We start from the raw sequence: 19,126 nt of genomic DNA, 5'->3' as shown, positions 1-19,126 counted from the left end.
GAGTCCTCTGCGATGATTGATCTATACTTCTGGCCAACCCCGAACGGGTATAAAGCAGCCATAATGCTGGCAGAGTTGGACTTGGAGTATCGTGTAGTTCCGGTTGATATAACGGCAGGTGAGCAGTTTCATCCGGAATTTCTGAAGATCAATCCAAATAACAAAGTGCCGGCCATCGTGGATCACGATGGCCCGCACAACAAGCCATATGCAGTTTTTGAATCCGCGGTCGTTCTTATCTATCTCGCGGAAAAGTCCGGTAGATTTCTCTCTCAGGATCCTGAAAAGCGCTACGATACGCTAAAGTGGCTTGTATTTCAGAATACGACGATGGGTCCAATGCTGGGCCAAGCGCACCACTTCATGGTGTATGCGACTGAGAAGATCGATTACGCGATCGAACGTTATGATCGGGAAGTTGGTCGAATATACAACATTCTCGAGAAGCGCCTTGGCGAATTTGAATATCTCGCCGGCGAGTATTCCATCGCTGACATCAGCACATTCCCTTGGGTTCGCACGCGAAAGCTGCATCGACGTGACTTGTCGGAGTACCCGAACATTGATCGATGGTACCAGGCGATCAAAGACCGTCCGGGGGTTAGGGCGGGCATAAATACGTTGTCCGACAGCAAACAATGGGAAGCGAAGCCGGGCACCGAGGCCTGGAAGAATATGTTCGGAAAGAACTGAAGTTCGCAACAATCCAAAAGCGAGCGTCGACTCGAATGACTAACTGGGTAAAAGCCGCTCTTACGAAAGATGTGTCGGATGACAGCATTCAGCAGCTCAATATCAACGGATGCAAAGTTGCGCTCTACCGCTGCGGCGAAGAGTATTTTGCCACGTCTGACGTTTGTACTCATGCCTATGCACTTCTGTCCGACGGTTGGCTCGATGGTTACGAGATCGAGTGCCCGCTTCATGGCGCCCGCTTCGATGTTCGAACGGGCGCGGCGTTGACCTCACCAGCAGAAACGGCCCTGGCAACCTATCCTGTTCGTGTCGCCGGTGATGCTGTGGAAATCGATGTCACCTCGGCACCGTCTAATCCCGACGCGTCAACCTAACTTAACGGCAAGGGGGGCGACGATGTCGCCATTTTGTGTGACGCCCCCATCTCGTCCGAAATAGCCGCTCCGCTTTGCTACAAGAAAAATAGAGGAGGTCGAATTGACCAGCTTCAGGTCGGAAGTACCCAGCCCTGTGAGGCCGAGCGACGGTGGTGTCAGAGGTGGGCCAATCACACCCGAAATGGTTTCGAAGCTGCTGGACGATCGACCCGATGACGGAATATTTCGGGTAGATCGGACGGTGTTCACCGACCAGGATATTTTTGAGCGCGAACTTACTCACGTTTTCGAGGGGACTTGGGTTTTCGTCGGGCTGGAAAGTCAGTTACGCAAGCCGAATGACTTCGTGACGACGTACATCGGGCGCCACCCCGTCCTGATTACAAAGGACGGGACTGGAGAAATTCGATGCTTCTTTAACACCTGTCGCCACCGCGGGGCGATCGTTTGCCCCTTTAAGAAGGGCAATCAGAAATTCCATGTTTGTCGCTATCATGGGTGGTCGTACGATAGTGCCGGCAAGAATGTTTCGATGACCGATGAGAAGGATGGCCAGTATCCGCCGTCCTTTCTTGCGGATGATCATGGCCTCAAGCCTGTTCCCAAGATTGCAAGCTATCGAGGGCTTCTGTTTGCAAGCGTGTCGCCCGACGTGCCGACGCTAGAGGAGCATCTTGGTGACGCGCGCGCGTTTATCGATCTCGTTGTCGATCAGGGCATCGAAGGGCTGGAGTTCGTTGACGGAAACGTAAGCTACACGTTCGACGCCAATTGGAAGCTTCAGTTCGAGAACGGGCTTGATTATTACCACTTCGCTTCAACGCACAGTTCGTATATCGACGTTCTCAAGAAGCGTGAAGTGCGGAGAGGACCGCTAGAAGTAAAGCCGTGGAATCCGACAGAGACCGACCCCGACGCGCAAGGAAGCTTCAGCCTGGCGAGGGGGCACGCGATGATGTGGTCCATTCATGCGTCAAGGGTTTATAAGCTCCGCCCTCTCAATCAGGATGGCAAACTTCTGTCGACGGTTCAGGGGCAGACTCGGGAAGACAAGCTCAAGTGGATGTTTCGTCAGCGCAATCTCACGATTTATCCTAACCTGCAGATCGTTGATATCGGCACGCTGCAGTTGCGGACGTGGCGGCCATTGGCTCCGGACAAGACGGAGATTACGTCTCACTGTCTTGCCCCAGTTGGTGAAAGTGACGAGGCGCGCCGCGTTCGCATCCGTCTGTATGAGGATTTCTTCAATCCGAGCGGTCTTGCGACGTCCGACGACAACGTCATGTACGAGCTTTGCCAGACCGGCTACGGAGCTCGTTTCGCTGGTCCTACGCAGGGGTATGCGCGAGGCTTGAGGCCGAAGTCCGGCGAGGCACTCAACTACTCTTCCGAATTGCAGGTTTCACCTGATCGGTGGACCTATGGAGCGCCCCTGTTCGGCGATGAGACATGCTTTCATTCCGGTTACCGGGAATGGCTGCGCCTTATGACTCGTGATCCCTCGGAAGGCTAGGTTAGCGACATGTCAGAGGATGATTACCTGAAGATTGCTACTCGCGTTCTCTTCACGGAGGCAAGACTTCTGGATCAGAAGAAATTCCGCGATTGGGTCAAGCTCTACGCTGACGATGCGATTTTCTGGGTGCCGGCCTGGAAGGACGAGTACGAGACGACGTCCAATCCGAACCGCGAGCTTTCAATGATATATCATGAGAACTCATATGGGCTGAGTGACCGAATTGACAGGATACAGTCGCGAAAGTCCATCACGGCGATGCCGCTTCCGCGCACGGTTCATTCCTATACGAACATCATGGTCGATGCGGCCTCGACGGATTCGATCGAGGGAAATGCCTGCTTCACGGTTCATACGTACGATCCGCGCGCTTGTAAAAGCCATACCAACTTCGGACGCCTTGAATTTCGGCTGCGCCGTCTTGGAGAGGCTTGGCTGATCGGATTCAAAAAGATTTCCCTTACGAACGATCAAATGGCCACTGCGCTCGATTTCTACAGCGTCTAGCAAGTGCGTCGCAGATGAATATCAGCAGAATCTGCCAACTAGCCTTCGGCTGAAGGTATTGAATGTGAGAGTGCTCGGCGCCTGTCAACGGCGGATAAGGAGGACGGGCGCGCCGAATGTGCCCTTCCCCTACAGGGAGCGCTAAAATGCGTTTTGTGATTGTCGGAGCAGGCCTCGCGGGGCACACAGCCGCCGTGCATCTTCGCGAGTTGGCGCCACAAGCCAAGATCGATATTCTCGGAGACGAACTCGGCCTGCCGTATGATCGCCCGCCGCTGTCCAAAGAAGTCCTTGGCGAGGGCGCACCGCGCTATCTGGCAAACGCGGAGACCTATCATGAGAACGGTATTTCGTATCATCCCGGACAAACCGCGACGCAGATCGATCGAAACCGCTCCGAAATTCTAACCGCTTGCGGAAATGCTTATGCTTACGATCGGCTACTCCTCGCGACCGGATCGCGGGCGAGAAAATTGCCGGATAGCGTCGGGCAAAGCTCGAAAATTCTCTATCTGCGAACGCTTGAAGACGCGGTTCGCTTGAAATCCGTGCTTCGGGAATCGCGTCGAATTGCTGTGATCGGCGGCGGGTTCATTGGGTTAGAGGTTGCTGCCGCCGCTCGAGCGATGGCCTGCGAGGTTTTTCTGTTTGAGATGACGGATCGGATACTATCTCGCGGCATGCCTGCTATCCTGAGCCGTTGGGCTGAGAAATTGCATCGCCTGAACGGAGTCCAGTTCGAATTTGGCTCAAAGATCGATTCAATTCATCATCAGGATGATGGTTCGTTGCGATTGCGCTGGAATGCATTCGCAGATGTCGACGCAGTCGTTGTCGGGATCGGGGTTCAACCCAACACCCAACTTGCATCGGACGCGGGGCTGGACGTCGATGATGGTATTGTCGTGGATGATCGCTGCCAGACATCTGATCCGGCGATCTTCGCTGCGGGAGAGGTGACGTCACACCCCGTCTTAGGCGGCGCGTTTCGTCAGCGACTTGAGTCCTGGAAGGTGGCCTCGGGCCAATCGCTGGTCGCGGCGAAATCCATGGCAGGGATTGACTCGCATTATGCGGAGCCGCCGTGGCTATGGTCGGACCAGTTTGGACACAACATTCAGTCGTTAGGAGTGCTGCAAAATGCTGACCGCAGTGTCGTGCTGGACGATCCTGAAACGAACAATTGGACGGCAATCTTCCTCGATAGTCACGATAAAATTGCCGGCGCAATCGCGGTGAACAACGGCCGTGATATTTCGATGCTAAAGCGTGCCTTGCTTCATGACGGAATCATTCCAGAGAAACTGCTCAATAGAGCCGCCAGATAGCGCTCCTATTACGTGTTCATCATGAGAACCGAGATACCGAGCGATATGCTTGGCTTCGACCAAACTCATTGCGCCTATGTTGGCGCGGTTCATGGCGACGGACAGAAGCTTTTTTGAAGGCTCGCCGAGTGCGTCATTTCGCTAAGCGAGCCGAAGGGTAGCCCTCGGAGAGCATCCTCAGGAAAGAGTCAGAGCGGGGTTCCCATTGTCGGCTCTCCAATAGGCCGAATAGTAAAGCCGGTTTGGGCCCGCGCCATGCGCAGTTTTCGTTGCCTATTCCGAAGCTCTAGCCGGGACCGCGTTCGCAGCCGCGCCTTCCCGATCCGGCTAAGCTGGTCCCGCCGATGTTCAAGTGCGTCATGGCGGCGGATAAGGGGCCGGAAGGCGAGAGGAAGTTGTCAGTTAAGGTAGATAGCATCAAAGCAGAAGGGGACGCCGCATGTATTGTAATATAGCCGTCAGATCCTCGGTTGCCGCGTCGCGCGACGCACCCGTCGACCATAACGCTCGTTATCCGTCGGATCGGGGTGCTTGCCGCCGCCCTTCCAGTCGTCGGAGATCAGCCAGTCCTCGAAATAGTAAAGCCACGTTGTGGCCCAGGGTACGAATGTCTGATCGATCCGCATCGTGCCGGTCCACTCGCGCGTTCCTGGCAACGTGAGGCACAGGCGCAGGGGATCATGATAGACGTGCGGCAGGGGCCGCTCACCCGCCAAAGCCGAAAGCTCGGGGTCCGTGACGAAGACGCTTGGTGTTTCGCCCCGCTGAAATGTAATGCGCATGGAGTATTCACGGCTAAGGGGCGTCGGCCTGTCACGATAATCCCAAATAAAGCCAGTCGCGTGCAGCCGGCCTGTCCCCGTACAGATGGGATTGGCGCGCAGAAACATAAACTGCTGCGCGGGCGTCAGGTCTGGGCGGTCACGCGAAAACACCTAGTCACCGAAGAACGTGTTGGAGCGAACCGGCGTCGCATTGGCCGCGCTGGACAGCGTGAGCCCGACCGTCGGCGCGACGTAGAGCTTCTTGGCCGTGCGTGCCTGCGAAATGCTGTCGGTGCGAGCATCGATAACTTTGCGAACGACCGAACTCCCGAGGCTTCCTTCCAAGCTCTTGCCGATAACGTCGATGCCCTGCAAATCCGGAAGGGCCTCGAAGTCCGCCAGTGCCTTCGCATGCCACTCGTAGAAGGCGGCGGCGCGAGCCGGCTCAGTATTCCAGCGCTCGGCGAAGTTCTCGCCGACCGTGGTTTCGTTGGCCACCACATAGATCCGCCGACCATTGACGACCGGCTTATCGATGAAGTGTGGCATCAACCGAATGGTCGCGATCAGAACGTCAAGTTCGGAATCGAAAACAAAGCTCTTGACGCAATACTCATACGACTGTGCCGCGAGCGTGGTGATGATGATGGAGATCGGTGCGATCTCCTCGACGACTTCCAGGAAATGCACATCACGATGCCGCTTGAGGATCTGCACCGTCCGCCGCAGGATGCCTTTGGCGGTGCCATGCACAGGGAAGGGCTCGACGGCCGCACGGTCCTCGGCAGCGAGAGCCTTTTGCATCCGCAAGGTGGGGATTAGGGCTGCCCTGCGTTCAAAGAGCGCCTTGTAGCCTTTCGGATTCGTCGGTTTGAATTCCCGCAGCTTCTTGTCGGGAACCAATTCGCCGCCGTTGGCGCATTTGGCATTGTTGATCGTCGGCGAGATGTCGAGATGATATTCGCGTGCGTAGTTCAAGCGCCAGCAGCGCTTCTTCTCTTCGAGCATGGCAGCGTAGCGCGCGTTCTCCTTCAGGCGATCGCCGACAATGCGTTTCAACTCTGCCGGTGGCCGGTCAGCGGTAAAGCGCAGCACCTTGCAGATGAGATCGACGTCGAAATCTTCGCGCCCGATCGGTTTGACCGTCGTGCCGAGGCCGGTCGAGCCGTGAGCATAAATATCGATCCACTTCAGAAGAGGGTTGTCCGACCCGGAGAGCCATTCCGCGACAGCCTCGTAGCTCGTCCGCGCAGCCTCAAGCTGAGCAGCGGTCAACTCCAGCGCTTGGCAAATCTGATCGAGGAGCGAGTAAACCTCGGCTTTGCGCAAAAGCAGATGCGTCTGGGGAGGCGCCGTGAACATCTGATTCATGGCTCAATTCCTTTCACGGTGTAGATAGGTTTGAACGATTCGGCAGTTTCCGTCAGAAAAACGGGTTCAATGCGAGGACGCTCCTTACGAGCTGATGAGGCGCCCATGCCTTTGAGTTGCGCGATCTTGCGCGTGTCATCGAGATTGAAGAAATCCTTCGGCACATCCGGGCAGCACCGGAAAATCGCCTCACGTTCGTATTGATGGCCGGTAAGCAACTTCGCCATACCAAGCGCGCCATGCGACTGGCCGTCCATGAACAGGCGGGTCACATCCTTTGCGAGACCGCCCCAACCAGGCGCCTCGCCGATCATGTAGACCTCGTTGACGCAGCCCAGGCTCAGCACTCGCAGACTGCTGGCCGGCCAGTCGAGCAAAGTGACGGCCTCGACCACCGCCAACGCGATCGGGTTGTTGGCCCATACGCCGCCGTCGAGCAGACCGACATCCTCGGCGGTCCGGTGGCGCTTGTAGTAGGTGGGCGCGGCGGCCGTCGCCATCGCGGCATCGACGGCGAGGCGCTTGTAATCGGTCTTGAGGCGGGGATGATGCGCTGTCTTGAAAATATAGACACCGCGATGGTCGGCATCCCATGCGGGAATCACCAGTCGCGTTCTCGCATCCCCAATGCGCCTGCTGCCGAGAACTGTAGAGAGTTCGCTCCGCAGCAGATCAGCGTCATGCTTCGGGGTGACGATGTGCTTGAGGCGACGCCACGCGTCGCCGGCGAAGCTCGCCAGAGCGCCGCCCGACTGTCCAAAAATGTGTGGGCCGCGACGGACATAGAGGTCAAGGAGATCACGCGCGGGAAGACCCATCGCCAATCCGATCGCCAGAATGCCGCCCGTGGACGTTCCTGCGATCAGATCGAAATACTCTCCGATGGGCCGGTCGAGATCCTCTTCCAGAGACGTAAGAAAGGACGCCGGCTGCGTTCCCATGATGCCGCCGCCGTCAATCGAGAGAATTCGACGAATCGGCGGTTTATCTGAAGGAACTGCAACCTGCGTCATGTCGCTTAGCCCTTCGGAGGATAGGGATCGTGCCCGTAGGAATTCTTGTCGCGAATCCGACCGTCCGGCCGATGAATGACGACTTCGCTCTGCTGGTTGATCGCGATCTCCCGTGCAGCCCGTTCGGCATCTCCCTGGGTCGGATGGATCGAGGTTGCCCTCTCATTCCTTTCGCCACGCACGGCCCATTCGTCACCGTGCGGAACGACATGCTGATTCTTGCCTGCCATGCTCACAACTCCTGATTCCTTGACCTGATTCGCAAATCGTAATAAGTAGCTATACGCTCTGTCATAGCCTGAGCCGAAGAAATAGCCCCGCGGGGCTGTCGACGATCTAGACATGGAACTCTATACGATCTGTCATGGCCGAGTCAAGCGCACCAAAAGACTTCGCCTCTCGCCTGCGCAAAACGCGCGAAACGCGGGAGCTAAGCCAATCCGAACTGGCCAGGGAAGCCGGCATGCAACCTTCGGCCATCGCCCATTTTGAGGCTGGGCGCCGCAAGCCGTCGTTCGACAACGTGCGAGCGCTCGCGAAGGCGCTGAAGGTCTCGGCCGACTACCTACTCGGGGCGCAAGCCGCGACGACCGCCTTTCGCGACGAAGACAAGCTGAGCGCAAAAGATCGACTTTTTATTCAGAACATCATCGACACAATGATTAAGGACAAGAAATAGGGGGCGAAACATGGCGGGCTTTCGGTTGAAGATGGCAACCCAGCACGGCGAAAAGGTCGCTGAGGAATTTGGCTTCAATCAGTTTCCAGTTAGACCTCGAGAGATCGCCAAGGCCAGGGATATTGTCATCCAGGCGAAACCAGCCGAAGTGACGGGCGTGTCCGGCGCGATCATCTTCGCCGGTGATTCGGCCACCATCATCTACTCCACCGAGCACGGCAACGAAGGCTTCGAGAATTTCTCCATTGGCCATGAGCTGGGGCATTGGTTCCTGCCGGGCCATCCCGAGGAGATTATCAAGGCCGGCGGCGCGCACATGTCCCGCGCCAATTTTACACAGAATACGTCGATCGAGCTGGAGGCTGACCACTTCGCCAGCGGCCTTCTCTTGCCGTCCAATCTCACACGCAACCTGCTCTCCAATTATCAGATCGGCCTCGACGGCATTCTCAAGCTGGCTGAGAAGGCCCATTGTTCGATCACGGCTGCCGCGATTCGGGCCGCGGAGTGCGGCAGCTATCCGATGGCGATCATCGTCAGCAAGGGCAACGAGATCGCATATGCGTTTACCTCGGAGTCTTTCAAGAATCTCGGCAAGCTAGCGTTCTTGCGAAAAGGCGCTCCTTTGCCCGACGGAGCGACGCAGAGGTTCAACGCGGATGCGGCGAATGTCCTTCGCGCCGAACGCGCCGTTGGTGAAACCGACTTGGCGACATGGTTCGACGGCCCGGGTCGGATCACTCTTGATGAAGAGATCATCGGCCTTGGCAAATACGGCTACACCTTGACCGTGTTGACCAGCGAGGGGCTGCCCGAAGCCCCTCTCGATGAGGAGGATGAGGATGCTGAATTGGAGCGAAGCTGGACACCCCGCTTCGCTTATGGCCGGTAGCCACATCCGACATTGGGCCGATTAGCAGGGCCATGCTGCGGGCCGTGGGATTGCCCTCGAACTAATACGGGTGTTGCACCCCCCGCAACCATCCCCTCTTCGAAACAGTATTATGACCCTTCCGGTAATTTCGGCTGCCGGAGATGATATTTCGGACGTGGCCGTAGTCCAGGAAGGTCGAAAATGCTTTATCTTTCAGCGGGGGCTGACTGACACTCTCTCCGTCGCACTGCTTCTCCATTGTATCCGGCCGTTCGAAGCCACGGCAAAGCATTGGATCTAGGCGACAACGGCTGTTGCGGTTATCTCAGGCGGACAAGCGCAACGCGATGCAACGGATGCGAAATCGATCCTTCCAGCACGAGATGCACAAGCGTCGACGATTATCACATGAGCTTTGCGACGGGTTGAATTGGGCAACTTAACAGGCCTGATGATAGGCGACTCAAGCCTGCGCGCCTCCCTTGATCGGCATCACCTTCTTGGGATCGAGCCAGTGGTCGATCCGATCAGCCCAATGCTGCATCAGCTTCGTGCGCGAGCCGATCAGCGCGAGGGGTCCGTGCTTCTTGTAGAGACCTTCCACAGTAGAGTTATCGAGATGTGCGAGCTGCAGCTCGACGACATCGCCATCCCATGCCTTGGCGTCCTTGATCTCTTCGTGGTGAGATAGAGTCGAGAACGTGGTCCGGAATCCGTGGGCACAATGATCAGTCTTGGTATCAATGCCAAGCAGCCGCAAGCGCTTGTTGAGCGTATTGTTTGATAGCGGCGCGTCCTTCGAGCAGGAAAACGCGTACCGGCGATGGCCGGTCAGCTTCTGGACGCTACGCAGGATCGCGAGTGCCTGTCGTGACAAGGGCACAACATGGTCCCAACCGGTCTTCATCTTGGGAGCTGGAACAGTCCAGCGTTTGGCATCCCAATCGACCTCGCCCCATTCCATTTCATTGACCATGCCGGGGCGGGGAATGGTCAGCGCATTGAAGCGCAAGGCAAGGCCAACGACGTCACCAAATCTCGCTCTCGTCCACGGTGCGCTGATAAGTTTGAAGACGCGCGTGACGTCGCGTGGTTCGGTGACACCGGGACGCGGCGTCGAAATGTTGGCAATCATCTGTCCATTCAGGTTGCGGAATGGATTGTAGCCGTCGCCTTCGACGTCGGCATAGTCGCAGATCTGCTCGCCGATGCTGCGCACTCGGTCCCGGGTTTCCAGCCTTCCCTCTGCTTCATATGAACGCATGAAAGCGAGCACGTCGGGACGCTTGATGTCCTGCCTGCACAGCTTGCCGAAGCGAGCCTTGACGTAGCCGACGCGCAGCTCGAGCACCTCGACGGTCTTGGGGTCGCGCACTGCGACGATCCTGCCGCGCTTGACTTTCTCCACCTTCTTCTTGGCGAGCCACTCATCGGCCCATTGCGCGAAAGGCCGGGCGGCGGCCTGCTTGTGCTTGTCGAGCTGCTTCTCGATGCTCGGGTCTTTGCCTTCCTTGAGCAGGTCTTTGGCCTTGTCGCGCTCGCGCCGCGCGTCTGCGAGCGAGAACGTGCCATCCCTGCCGTTGCCGTAGGGGCCGATGGAGTAGGTTTTCTGGCGGCCGTGGAAACGGTAGTCCATCCGCCAGAGCTTGGAGGCAGCGTTGCCGGGCCTGCTCACGTCCGGCGTGACGAAGAGATAGAGCCAGCCGCCGGTCACGTCGGAAATCTTAGCGGGACTCCACGCGCCATTGTCGAATTTCGGTCGGGCGGCGCGGCAGTCGACGTCGGTCTTAATCTGCTTGGGATTGGCGCACGCGCCGTCGTTCTTGCCGCCCATCGGCTCAATTCCTTCATTCGGCAAAGCGAAAGTCGCCGTGAACGTTTGTTCTCCCGATACCAGCAAAAATACCAGCAAATCGGGCGGCTGGGATCGGAGGAGAACAAACGGTGACGAACTAGAACGTACGCGGAAGTGCCTATTTTTCAAGGCTTTCCGAGCACGGTGCGGACGGTTGCGGACGTTTCGGAACGGGCTTGAACAGCCTGGTTGGTGCCCCTGGCCGGAATCGAACCAGCACTCCTTGCGGAACTCGATTTTGAGTCGAGCGCGTCTACCAATTCCGCCACAGGGGCCAACGGACCGCTGCCCGAGGGCAGGGATCGCGAAGCGGGCGGAATATAGCCCGCGCGCGCGCGCGGTCAACCGCCTGTGATCGTGCCATATGTCGACAGCGGGCGGCGGGCAAGCTAGGACCCGTTCCGAACCGGAGAAGATCACGTGGCGAGCGGCACCATTGTCACAAAAGGCTCGGAGAGTTCGCGGGACGCGGTGTTCGCCGCGGGCGCGGGCGTGGCCGTCATTGCCGCCGCGACCATCGCGGGCGCGTGGTTCTTTGAGCTTGTGCTCGATATCCGGCCTTGCCCGCTCTGCCTCGAGCAGCGCTACGCCTATTACCTCGCCATTCCGCTCGCGGCCTTGATCGCGCTTGGCGCTTCAAAGGGTGTTTCGCGCCGCCTGCTGGTCGCCGGTCTTGTGGTACTGGCGCTCGCTTTGCTCGCCAATGCCGGGCTCGGCGCCTATCACGCCGGTGTGGAATGGGGTTTCTGGCAGGGGCCGACGGATTGCAGCGGGCCGATCGTCGATTTCGGCAACACGGGCAATTTGCTGGATGGCCTCAACAAGGTGAAGGTGATCCGCTGCGACGAGGTGCAGTGGCGCTTTCTCGGGTTGTCGTTGGCCGGTTACAACGCGCTGATCTCGCTGGCCATGGCGGCGCTCGCCGCATGGGGCATCGGTAAGTCGGTCCGATAGGGCAATCTAATCGTCGGCGTCGACCTGCGGCCGTCCGAACAGGTGGACGATGCCCGGCGTTGCGAGCGACACGAACACAAAACGCGCCAGATGATGCGCGCCGACAAAAATCGGATCGATATGCAATGTGAGGGCCAGCGCCAGCATGGCGTCCATCGCCCCCGGTGCGAACGCGACAATGATGTCGCCGAACCGCGCGTGCGTCGTCAGCATCGCGAGGACGACAAAGATCGCCGAGATGACGATCGCCACGGTGAACGATCCGATCGCGGCCGTCATGTAGCTCAGCAGGGTGCGTGGTGAAATTCGCGCAAAACGCGTGCCGATCAGCGCGCCGATGCCAATCAAGGCCGCGGCATAGGCCCAGGCCGGCAATCCGCCCTCGATTGAGCCTGTGCCGTGCAGCACGCTCGATCCCAGCATCGCGCCGAACATCCAGCTTGCGGGAAATTTCAGGACCCTTAGCAGCACCGACGTCGCCACGCAGACCACAATGAGGACGGTGAGCGCGAGCGGTGTTGCCGGGGCTGCACGCAACGGCCCGCCCGCATGCTGCGCCAGTCCGGACGCGGCGAGGATCAGCGGCAGCGCCGCCGTCAGAATGATCACGCGCATGGTTTGCACCACCGCGATTCCGGCGACATCGGCGCGCCGCTCGTTGGCAAGCATGATGATCTGGGACAGCGCGCCGGGGCTGCCCGCAAGCAGGGCCGACGTGCGGTCCCATTGATGGACGTGCTGAAGATAGAAGCTGCTGCCGAGCGTGGCGCAGAAGGTGGACGCGGCGAGAATGGCGATGCTGACCGGATAGGCGGCCATGTTCGTCAGCATTTGCGGCGAAACCATCGAGCCGAGCGATAGACCGAGCGTCATGAGGATGACGTGCGCCATCAGCGGCGGCAGTCCCATCGGCTGTCCCGCGATGGCGGCGGCGCCGACGGCAATCATGGCGCCGGAGATCAGGCCTCCCGGAAGTTGCAGCCATTGAAACAACAGCCCTCCCGCCAGACCGATCAGAAGTGTTTCAAGCGTATGCAGGACGTCGCGCGCTGTGATGTGGCGAAGCATTCGCGACAGGTTCCGAAGGCGAGTGTGATGCAGCGGGATGTGATGCGCGAGGTCCGTTATCACAAATCCGGACATCACCCGCAAATGCGCAGTGAGCATGGGTCGCACGACAATTCTGCGTGCGCCATGCAATGCAATCAACAACGCAAGGAAGAAGAGCCGGTCATGACCGGCCCCTCTTCAGGTTCGCTGGATCAGTTGGGCTTGCTGGCGCCCCGCTTGCACTCGGAGCGGAATTTCTTGCGCTCCTTGCCGTGCAATCCCTTGGCATCGGCCTGCTTCGAGCATTCGAGCGAAGCCGCGGTACGTTCGGCTTTGGGGGCGGCCGTCTTGGCCGCGGGTGCTGGTTTGGCGGCGGGCGCCGTCTTGGCGGCCGGCGCAGCCGGAGCGGTGGGCGCAGCGGTTTGGGCGAAGGCCGAACCGGCCAGCATGAGTGAGGCGAAAGCGACGGCAAGGGCGCGTGAGGAGAGAGTGATCATGGCTGGGGTCTCGCGTTGCAGATGGGCACGAGCCTTTGCCCGTCAGGATGAACCGGCGGTGAACGACGCAGCGCGGGATAAACGTGGTCGCTCATTATTTTTTGATTGTCCGGGGCTGCAGCGCGTTGAACCGCAACCGGCCTGAGCTAGGATGTGATGCTTTCGAAGCCCTTTTTCAGGAGAGTTCGATGACAATCCGAGCCAATCTGTTTTGCTCCGTGTTGCTGGCCGGCGCGGCCACCCTTGCGACGATGCCAGCGCAAGCTTTGACCGCGCAGGAATGCAGCGCCAAGTATCAGGCTGCGAAGACCGCCGGGACGCTCGGCGACCAGAAGTGGAATGACTTCCGCAAGGCGCAGTGCGGCGCCGACGCGACGCCGGCCGCAGCGACAACGGCAACTCCCAAGGAGGCGCCAAAGGCTGCTGCCAAGGAAGCACCAAAGGCGGCTGCCGCTCCAAAGGAAACGCCGAAGGCGGCCGCTGCTCCTGCCGCCGCTCCCGCTGCCGCAGGAGCCGCCGTGTTCCCGACCGCCGTTGCGCCGAAATATTCGAGCGAGACCGCGGGCAAGGCGCGCATGCACACCTGCGTCGATCAGTACAACGCTAACAAGGCTGCGAATGCCAACGGTGGCCTGAAGTGGATTCAAAAGGGCGGCGGCTATTACAGCGAATGCACCAAGCGGCTGAAAGGCTGATCTCGGTCGTAACGCAATGAACCAGCCGGGCGCCGGTCCGTCTGGTCCGGCGCGGCGGGTATCGCGCACCATGAAGCGAACGCTCATGGTGCTTGCGTCCGGTCTCATCGTGTATGGCGCGATCGCCTATCTTCTTCTTCCGTCGCTCTGGCGGCATTACGAGCATCAGAAGAAGCTCGACGGCATGACCATGGTGACGGCGACGCCGCAAGGCATTCCCGCCGATCCGATCAATGTCGGCATGGTCGGATCGGCAAAAGATATTCTATGCGCCATGCGCGCGGCGGGCTGGTATGCCGCCGATCCCATCACATGGCGGTCCTCCCTCGAAATATCCGGCAGCGTGCTGCTGGATCAGCCCTATCCGAACGCGCCGGTCAGCACGCTGATCTACGACGGACACCCGGAAGACTTCGCCTTCGAGAAGCCGGTCGGCAAGAGCGCAGACCAGCGGCATCACATCCGTTTGTGGATGGTTCTGAAAGATGGAGAGGAAAAGCGGCCGGTCTGGCTTGGCGCGGCGACGTTCGATCGCAGCGTCGGGTTCAGCCGCTACACCGGCGCCGTCACCCATCACACAGCGCCTGACATCGACGCCGAGCGGCAGTTGATCGAGGCAGGCTTGCAGGCCGCGGGAATGGTCGAAGCCCGCTACAAGGTTGCGGGAATCGGTCCCACCTTGCGCGGCCGCAACGGCGAGGGCGATCTCTATTACACGGACGGTGAGGTGTGGGTACTGCGGCTGGTCGAGGATTGCGTCCGGCGCGTCGCACCGCCGCTGGTTCTTGAGGGCCCGGCGGTCACCGAACTGAAGGATACGATCTGGAAGGCTGTTTCGGGTCTTTATCAGCGCACGCAGCAGTGACGCGCATCATGTGATATGAAGCGCTCATTATTGCGGAGCATCCCATGATCGCGAGCCTGAGTGTCATCCTGATCTGCCAGTTGATCGGTGAAGTGGTCGTCCGCAGTTTGCGGGTGCCTGTGCCGGGACCGGTGCTCGGGCTGGCGCTTCTGTTCGTAGCGCTCATCGCGCGGGATCGTTTCGCGGTGTTGGCGCGCGGGCCGCTGCGTGACGGCACGGTGGAGGGCACCTCGAAAGGCATGTTGGCGCATTTGTCACTGCTGTTCGTGCCGGCCGGTGTCGGCGTCGTTCAGAACCTGGACCTCCTTGCGCAGCGTGGCGTTGCGATTGCCGCGGTTCTTGCGGCCTCGGTGGTCGTGACGCTGCTGGTCACTGCCGGAACCTTCCTGATCATCAACCGGGCGATGGAACGGACGCGCAAATCGCCATGACGGCTAATATGACCGCCAATCCATTCTCGTTATGGGTGTATCTGTCCCAGACGCCGTTGCTGTGGCTGACGGTCACGCTGTCGGTCTATGCGGTGGCCGATGCGGTGTCGCTCGCGACCCATCGCAATCCGCTGATGAATCCGGTGCTGCATTCGATCTGGATCATCGGTGTGTTTTTGTATTTCACCGGCACCAGCTACACGACGTATTTCGGCGGCGCGCAGTTCGTGCATTTCCTGCTCGGCCCGGCGACGGTGGCGCTTGCGGTGCCGCTTTATGAAAATCGCAAACTCGTCGCTGCCGCGATCCTGCCGATGCTGGCTGCGTTGCTGGTCGGCTCGGCGACGGCGATCGTTTCGGTGGTGCTGTTCGCCGAAGCCGCCGGTCTGCCGCGCGATATAGTTTTGGCGCTCGCGCCGAAGTCGGTCACGGCCGGCGTCGCCATGGGCATCTCTGAGACGCTGGGCGCCAATCCGGCCATCACCGTGATTGCAACGGTGCTGACCGGCATCATGGGCGCCATCGTGGTGACGCCCGCGATGAACCGGCTCGGGATCACCGATTTTCGCGCGCGGGGCTTCGCAGCGGGGCTTGCGTCGCACGGCATTGGCACCGCGCGGGCGTTTCAGGTCGATGAAGTCGCGGGCGTGTTTGCGGGCATCGCGATGGGACTCAATGCGCTGGTGACGTCATTGCTGGTGCCGCTGGCGGCCACGCTGCTGTTGCGTTGAGGATTTCACTGCGTGTTATCGGACGTCGTTTCTCCGTGCGGCGGTCGTGGTGGATGAAATGTTCAACTCCAAGCGAAAGTACGAAAATTCATTTTGCCGGATGTGTGGGACAACGCCTGCTGTCACGCGACGACCTGATCTCGGATCTCGTCGCACATCATGGAGCAATGTTCGCGATGTCGTTTTCCTTTTCTTCGATCCGTCGCGCTGCCTTGGCCGGTGCAACGGTGCTGGCGGCCTTTCTCGGAACGGCGGCAAGTCCGTCTCATGCAAGTGAGCTTACCGAACTGCGTATCGGCTATCAGAAATATGGAACGCTGGTGCTACTCAAGGCCAATGGTGAGCTTGAAAAACGTCTGAGTGCGAACGGCATCAAAGTGACGTGGTCTGAGTTTCAAGGCGGCGTAAAACTGCTCGAAGCGTTGAATGTCGGCGCGGTCGATTTCGGCAGCACCGGCGACGCGCCACCGATTGTGGCTCAGGCTGCCGGCGCAAATTTTGTCTATGTGGGTGTGGAGCCCCCGGCACCGGCCGGCGAGGCGATCATTGTGAAGGACGATTCGCCGATCCGCTCTGCGGCCGACCTGAAGGGGAAACGGATTGCGTCGAGCAAGGGCGGCAATGTCCACTACCTGTCGTTGCAGACGCTTTCCAAGGCCGGTCTCTCATCGAAGGATGTAGAATGGTCATGGTTGTTTCCGGCCGATGCGCGGCCCGCGTTTGAGTCGGGCAAGATCGATGCCTGGGCCGTTTGGGACCCGTTCCTCGCCGCTGTGCAGACCGATCTGAAGGTTCGCGTCATCGCGGACGGCACATATGCGGATGTGGCGAACTATCAGTTCTATCTCGCAACGCGTGCGATTGCCGAAAAGCACCCGGCGCTGGTGAAGATCATCCTCGAGGAGATCGCGAAGATCGACCAGCAGGCGCTGGCCGACCTGAAGCCTGTCATCAAAACGCTCACTCAGTCGACCGGGATCAAAGAGGAGGCTGTGTCGCTCGCCTTGGGGCGCATGGGCTATGGCGTGAAGCCGCTGAGTGCCGAAATTGCCGCCAGTCAGCAGCGCCTTGCGGATACCTTCCTGAAAGAAGGTCTGATCCCGAAGCCTATCCTCATCAAGGAGGCCGTTCCGGCCGCGGGATTTTAAAGCCGTCATGAACATCTTCTGGTTTCTGCCGACATTTGGGGACGGCCGCTATCTCGGAACGGACATCGGCTCGCGCCCTGTGACGTTCTCCTATCTGCGGCAGATATCGGAGGCGTGTGACGATCTTGGCTATCGCGGGGTGCTGATCCCATCCGGCCGGAGTTGTGAGGACGGATGGAGTGTCGCCGCTGCGCTGGCGCAGGTTACGACACACCTGCAATTCCTCGTGGCGCTGCGGCCGGGGACGATTTCGCCCACGGTCGCAGCGCGCATGGCGAACACCATCAATCGTCTGTCGGATGGACGGCTGCTGCTGAATGTCGTGGTCGGAGGCGATCCTGAAGAACTTGGTGGAGACGGCGTCTTCGCTAGGCACGATGAGCGTTATGAACTGGGCGCAGAGTTCTTGGAGGTTTGGCGACGCCTCCAGCAAGGCGAGCGTGTCGACTTTCAGGGCAAGCATGTCCGGGTCGAAGGCGCACAGCTTTATCTGTTTCCCGAGCGTGAGCCTGTCGAAAAATTTCCTCCGCTGTGGGCCGGTGGCTCGTCATCCGCCGGTCACGCGTTCATTGCGGAGCATATCGACGTCTATCTGACCTGGGGTGAGCCGCTGGAGGCTGTCAGGGAGAAGATCGCCGACATGCGCCGGCGCGCGAACGCTCTGGGGCGCACGGTGCGTTTCGGCATCCGGCTGCAGACAATTGTGAGGGAAACCGAAGATGAGGCATGGGCGGCGGCCGACAAGCTGCTCGACCATGTCACCGACGACACGATCGCTGCGGCTCAGAACACGCTGCGGCGATTTGATTCGGAGGGGCAACGCCGCATGAACGAATTGCACCAGGGTGATCGCCGACGACTGCGTGTTGGCCCGAACCTGTGGGCAGGATTCGGCCTCGTGCGGGGCGGGATCGGCACGGCGCTTGTGGGAAGCCCCGAGAATGTCGCGGAGCGCTTACGAGAATACGCCGATCTCGGGATCGAATATTTCATTCTGTCGGGGCTGCCGCATCTCGAGGAAGCGCACCGGTTCGCGGAACTGGTGTTCCCATTGTTGCCTGTCCAGCAGCAATCAACGCGCAGCCGCTATTCGATCATGGGTGCCATGGGCGATGCTTTGGTATCGGCACCGGCAAAGTAGCGGCATCCGGGATGAAGACGAGGCGCAGGACCGGCTACGGATCGAGTTCGGTGTCCCAGTAGAGATAGTCGAGCCAGCTCTCGTGCAGGTAGTTCGGCGGAAACAACCGGCCGTTGCGATGAAGCTGGTGGACGGTCGGCGCGAATGGCATCTGGCGCGGATGCATCCGCGCCTGCGCCATCGTCATGTTGCCCTTGCGCAGGTTGCACGGGGAGCACGCGGCGACGACGTTTTCCCAGGTGGTCTGGCCGCCGCGGGAGCGCGGGATGATGTGATCGAAGGTCAGGTCATCCTGCGAGGTGCAGTACTGGCAGGAGAACCGGTCGCGCAGGAAGACGTTGAACCGTGTGAAAGCGGGATGCGTCGTCGGCTTCACGAACGACTTGAGCGAGACCACGCTCGGAAGCTGCATCTCGAATGTCGGGCTGTGAACTGCGTGATCGTAATTGGCAACAATATTGACGCGGTCGAGGAACACCGCCTTGACGGCATCCTGCCACGACCACAGTGACAGCGGATAATAGCTCAGCGGCCGGAAGTCCGCGTTCAACACCAACACCGGCCAACCGCCTTGTGACACATGTGCGTTCAAGTAACGCTCCTGGCCCCAACCCCAATTGGCTGCGAAGCA

General features: G+C 59.4%; 23 protein-coding genes and 1 tRNA gene. 15 read left to right on the top strand and 9 right to left on the bottom strand.

The window, feature by feature from the left end:
* Nucleotides 1–12 precede the first annotated feature (12 nt).
* The 6 genes from AC1RKJ_RS10045 (at nt 13) to AC1RKJ_RS10020 (ending at nt 4,572) form a co-directional block, all read left to right on the top strand.
* The gene (locus tag AC1RKJ_RS10045) at nt 13–693 is read left to right on the top strand and encodes a glutathione S-transferase N-terminal domain-containing protein (protein WP_006018763.1); all 681 of its coding nucleotides are present in this window, start codon (nt 13–15) and stop codon (nt 691–693) included.
* 35 nt (nt 694–728) lie between these two features.
* Nucleotides 729–1,070 (top strand): non-heme iron oxygenase ferredoxin subunit, encoded by a 342-nt coding sequence (locus AC1RKJ_RS10040; RefSeq protein WP_006018764.1) that lies wholly within the window; start codon nt 729–731, stop codon nt 1,068–1,070.
* Between the two features lie 184 nt (nt 1,071–1,254).
* Complete coding sequence (locus tag AC1RKJ_RS10035; protein WP_237863165.1) at nt 1,255–2,589, top strand: aromatic ring-hydroxylating oxygenase subunit alpha; 1,335 nt, start codon at nt 1,255–1,257, stop codon at nt 2,587–2,589.
* A gap of 9 nt (nt 2,590–2,598) precedes the next feature.
* Nucleotides 2,599–3,099 carry an aromatic-ring-hydroxylating dioxygenase subunit beta gene (locus AC1RKJ_RS10030; RefSeq protein WP_006018766.1) on the top strand — a complete coding sequence of 167 codons (501 nt, stop codon included), beginning with the start codon at nt 2,599–2,601 and terminating at the stop codon, nt 3,097–3,099.
* A gap of 146 nt (nt 3,100–3,245) precedes the next feature.
* Nucleotides 3,246–4,427: an NAD(P)/FAD-dependent oxidoreductase gene (locus AC1RKJ_RS10025; RefSeq protein WP_006018767.1), complete on the top strand. Its 1,182-nt coding sequence runs from the start codon at nt 3,246–3,248 to the stop codon at nt 4,425–4,427.
* Nucleotides 4,428–4,503: 76 nt separating this feature from the next.
* Nucleotides 4,504–4,572, top strand: a complete 69-nt coding sequence (locus tag AC1RKJ_RS10020) for a DUF2274 domain-containing protein (protein ID WP_244438006.1) — start codon at nt 4,504–4,506, stop codon at nt 4,570–4,572.
* Between the two features lie 313 nt (nt 4,573–4,885).
* Here the strand turns inward: AC1RKJ_RS10020 and AC1RKJ_RS10015 are convergent, their stop codons facing one another.
* The 4 genes from AC1RKJ_RS10015 to AC1RKJ_RS10000 are packed head-to-tail and all read right to left on the bottom strand — an operon-like array spanning nt 4,886 to nt 7,805.
* On the bottom strand, nt 4,886–5,317 hold the full coding sequence (locus AC1RKJ_RS10015; protein WP_006018768.1) for a type II CBASS E2 protein: 432 nt from the start codon (nt 5,315–5,317) through the stop codon (nt 4,886–4,888).
* 45 nt (nt 5,318–5,362) lie between these two features.
* Complete coding sequence (locus AC1RKJ_RS10010) at nt 5,363–6,562, bottom strand: nucleotidyltransferase domain-containing protein (protein ID WP_006018769.1); 1,200 nt, start codon at nt 6,560–6,562, stop codon at nt 5,363–5,365.
* Nucleotides 6,559–7,575 (bottom strand): CBASS cGAMP-activated phospholipase, encoded by a 1,017-nt coding sequence (locus AC1RKJ_RS10005; RefSeq protein ID WP_006018770.1) that lies wholly within the window; start codon nt 7,573–7,575, stop codon nt 6,559–6,561. Before AC1RKJ_RS10005 ends, AC1RKJ_RS10010 begins: the two co-directional genes overlap by 4 nt.
* A 5-nt stretch (nt 7,576–7,580) precedes the next feature.
* Nucleotides 7,581–7,805 carry a DUF2188 domain-containing protein gene (locus AC1RKJ_RS10000; protein ID WP_006018771.1) on the bottom strand — a complete coding sequence of 75 codons (225 nt, stop codon included), beginning with the start codon at nt 7,803–7,805 and terminating at the stop codon, nt 7,581–7,583.
* Nucleotides 7,806–7,939: 134 nt separating this feature from the next.
* On the opposite strand from AC1RKJ_RS10000, the gene AC1RKJ_RS09995 reads away from it, so the two are divergent.
* Complete coding sequence (locus tag AC1RKJ_RS09995; RefSeq protein ID WP_013500416.1) at nt 7,940–8,254, top strand: helix-turn-helix domain-containing protein; 315 nt, start codon at nt 7,940–7,942, stop codon at nt 8,252–8,254.
* A gap of 10 nt (nt 8,255–8,264) precedes the next feature.
* On the top strand, nt 8,265–9,146 hold the full coding sequence (locus AC1RKJ_RS09990) for an ImmA/IrrE family metallo-endopeptidase (RefSeq protein WP_006018773.1): 882 nt from the start codon (nt 8,265–8,267) through the stop codon (nt 9,144–9,146).
* Between the two features lie 445 nt (nt 9,147–9,591).
* On the opposite strand, the gene AC1RKJ_RS09985 is transcribed toward AC1RKJ_RS09990, so the two are convergent.
* Both AC1RKJ_RS09985 and AC1RKJ_RS09980 read right to left on the bottom strand, forming a co-directional pair.
* Nucleotides 9,592–10,962 carry a tyrosine-type recombinase/integrase gene (locus tag AC1RKJ_RS09985; RefSeq protein WP_006018774.1) on the bottom strand — a complete coding sequence of 457 codons (1,371 nt, stop codon included), beginning with the start codon at nt 10,960–10,962 and terminating at the stop codon, nt 9,592–9,594.
* Nucleotides 10,963–11,173: 211 nt separating this feature from the next.
* A tRNA-Leu gene (locus AC1RKJ_RS09980) sits at nt 11,174–11,258 on the bottom strand.
* 145 nt (nt 11,259–11,403) lie between these two features.
* Between AC1RKJ_RS09980 and AC1RKJ_RS09975 the strand changes: the two genes are divergently transcribed.
* On the top strand, nt 11,404–11,937 hold the full coding sequence (locus AC1RKJ_RS09975; RefSeq protein WP_492790895.1) for a disulfide bond formation protein B: 534 nt from the start codon (nt 11,404–11,406) through the stop codon (nt 11,935–11,937).
* A 6-nt stretch (nt 11,938–11,943) separates the two neighbouring features.
* Here the strand turns inward: AC1RKJ_RS09975 and AC1RKJ_RS09970 are convergent, their stop codons facing one another.
* Entirely contained in the window at nt 11,944–13,005 is a 1,062-nt protein-coding gene (locus tag AC1RKJ_RS09970; protein ID WP_492790894.1) for an AbrB family transcriptional regulator, read from the bottom strand.
* 194 nt (nt 13,006–13,199) lie between these two features.
* Nucleotides 13,200–13,484, bottom strand: coding sequence for a PsiF family protein (locus tag AC1RKJ_RS09965; RefSeq protein ID WP_492790893.1), 285 nt, complete (start codon nt 13,482–13,484; stop codon nt 13,200–13,202).
* 188 nt (nt 13,485–13,672) lie between these two features.
* On the opposite strand from AC1RKJ_RS09965, the gene AC1RKJ_RS09960 reads away from it, so the two are divergent.
* From AC1RKJ_RS09960 to ssuD, 6 genes are all read left to right on the top strand, one after another.
* Nucleotides 13,673–14,179 (top strand): hypothetical protein, encoded by a 507-nt coding sequence (locus tag AC1RKJ_RS09960; RefSeq protein WP_492790892.1) that lies wholly within the window; start codon nt 13,673–13,675, stop codon nt 14,177–14,179.
* Between the two features lie 70 nt (nt 14,180–14,249).
* Entirely contained in the window at nt 14,250–15,044 is a 795-nt protein-coding gene (locus AC1RKJ_RS09955; protein WP_492790891.1) for an LssY C-terminal domain-containing protein, read from the top strand.
* Nucleotides 15,045–15,088: 44 nt separating this feature from the next.
* Nucleotides 15,089–15,475 carry a CidA/LrgA family protein gene (locus AC1RKJ_RS09950; RefSeq protein WP_492790890.1) on the top strand — a complete coding sequence of 129 codons (387 nt, stop codon included), beginning with the start codon at nt 15,089–15,091 and terminating at the stop codon, nt 15,473–15,475.
* 8 nt (nt 15,476–15,483) lie between these two features.
* Nucleotides 15,484–16,206, top strand: a complete 723-nt coding sequence (locus AC1RKJ_RS09945; RefSeq protein ID WP_492792704.1) for an LrgB family protein — start codon at nt 15,484–15,486, stop codon at nt 16,204–16,206.
* 176 nt (nt 16,207–16,382) lie between these two features.
* Nucleotides 16,383–17,354, top strand: a complete 972-nt coding sequence (locus tag AC1RKJ_RS09940; protein WP_492790889.1) for a sulfonate ABC transporter substrate-binding protein — start codon at nt 16,383–16,385, stop codon at nt 17,352–17,354.
* Nucleotides 17,355–17,361: 7 nt separating this feature from the next.
* Nucleotides 17,362–18,495, top strand: coding sequence for an FMNH2-dependent alkanesulfonate monooxygenase (gene ssuD / locus AC1RKJ_RS09935; RefSeq protein ID WP_492790888.1), 1,134 nt, complete (start codon nt 17,362–17,364; stop codon nt 18,493–18,495).
* Nucleotides 18,496–18,529: 34 nt separating this feature from the next.
* Here the strand turns inward: ssuD and AC1RKJ_RS09930 are convergent, their stop codons facing one another.
* Nucleotides 18,530–19,087 (bottom strand): HNH endonuclease, encoded by a 558-nt coding sequence (locus AC1RKJ_RS09930; protein WP_019199958.1) that lies wholly within the window; start codon nt 19,085–19,087, stop codon nt 18,530–18,532.
* Nucleotides 19,088–19,126 lie beyond the last annotated feature (39 nt).

It is taken from the genome of Afipia sp. GW822-FHT04G07 (genome assembly GCF_058800765.1).
The sequence above is the reverse complement of the archived record's forward strand: the minus strand, read 5'-3'. Positions and strand labels throughout refer to the sequence as shown.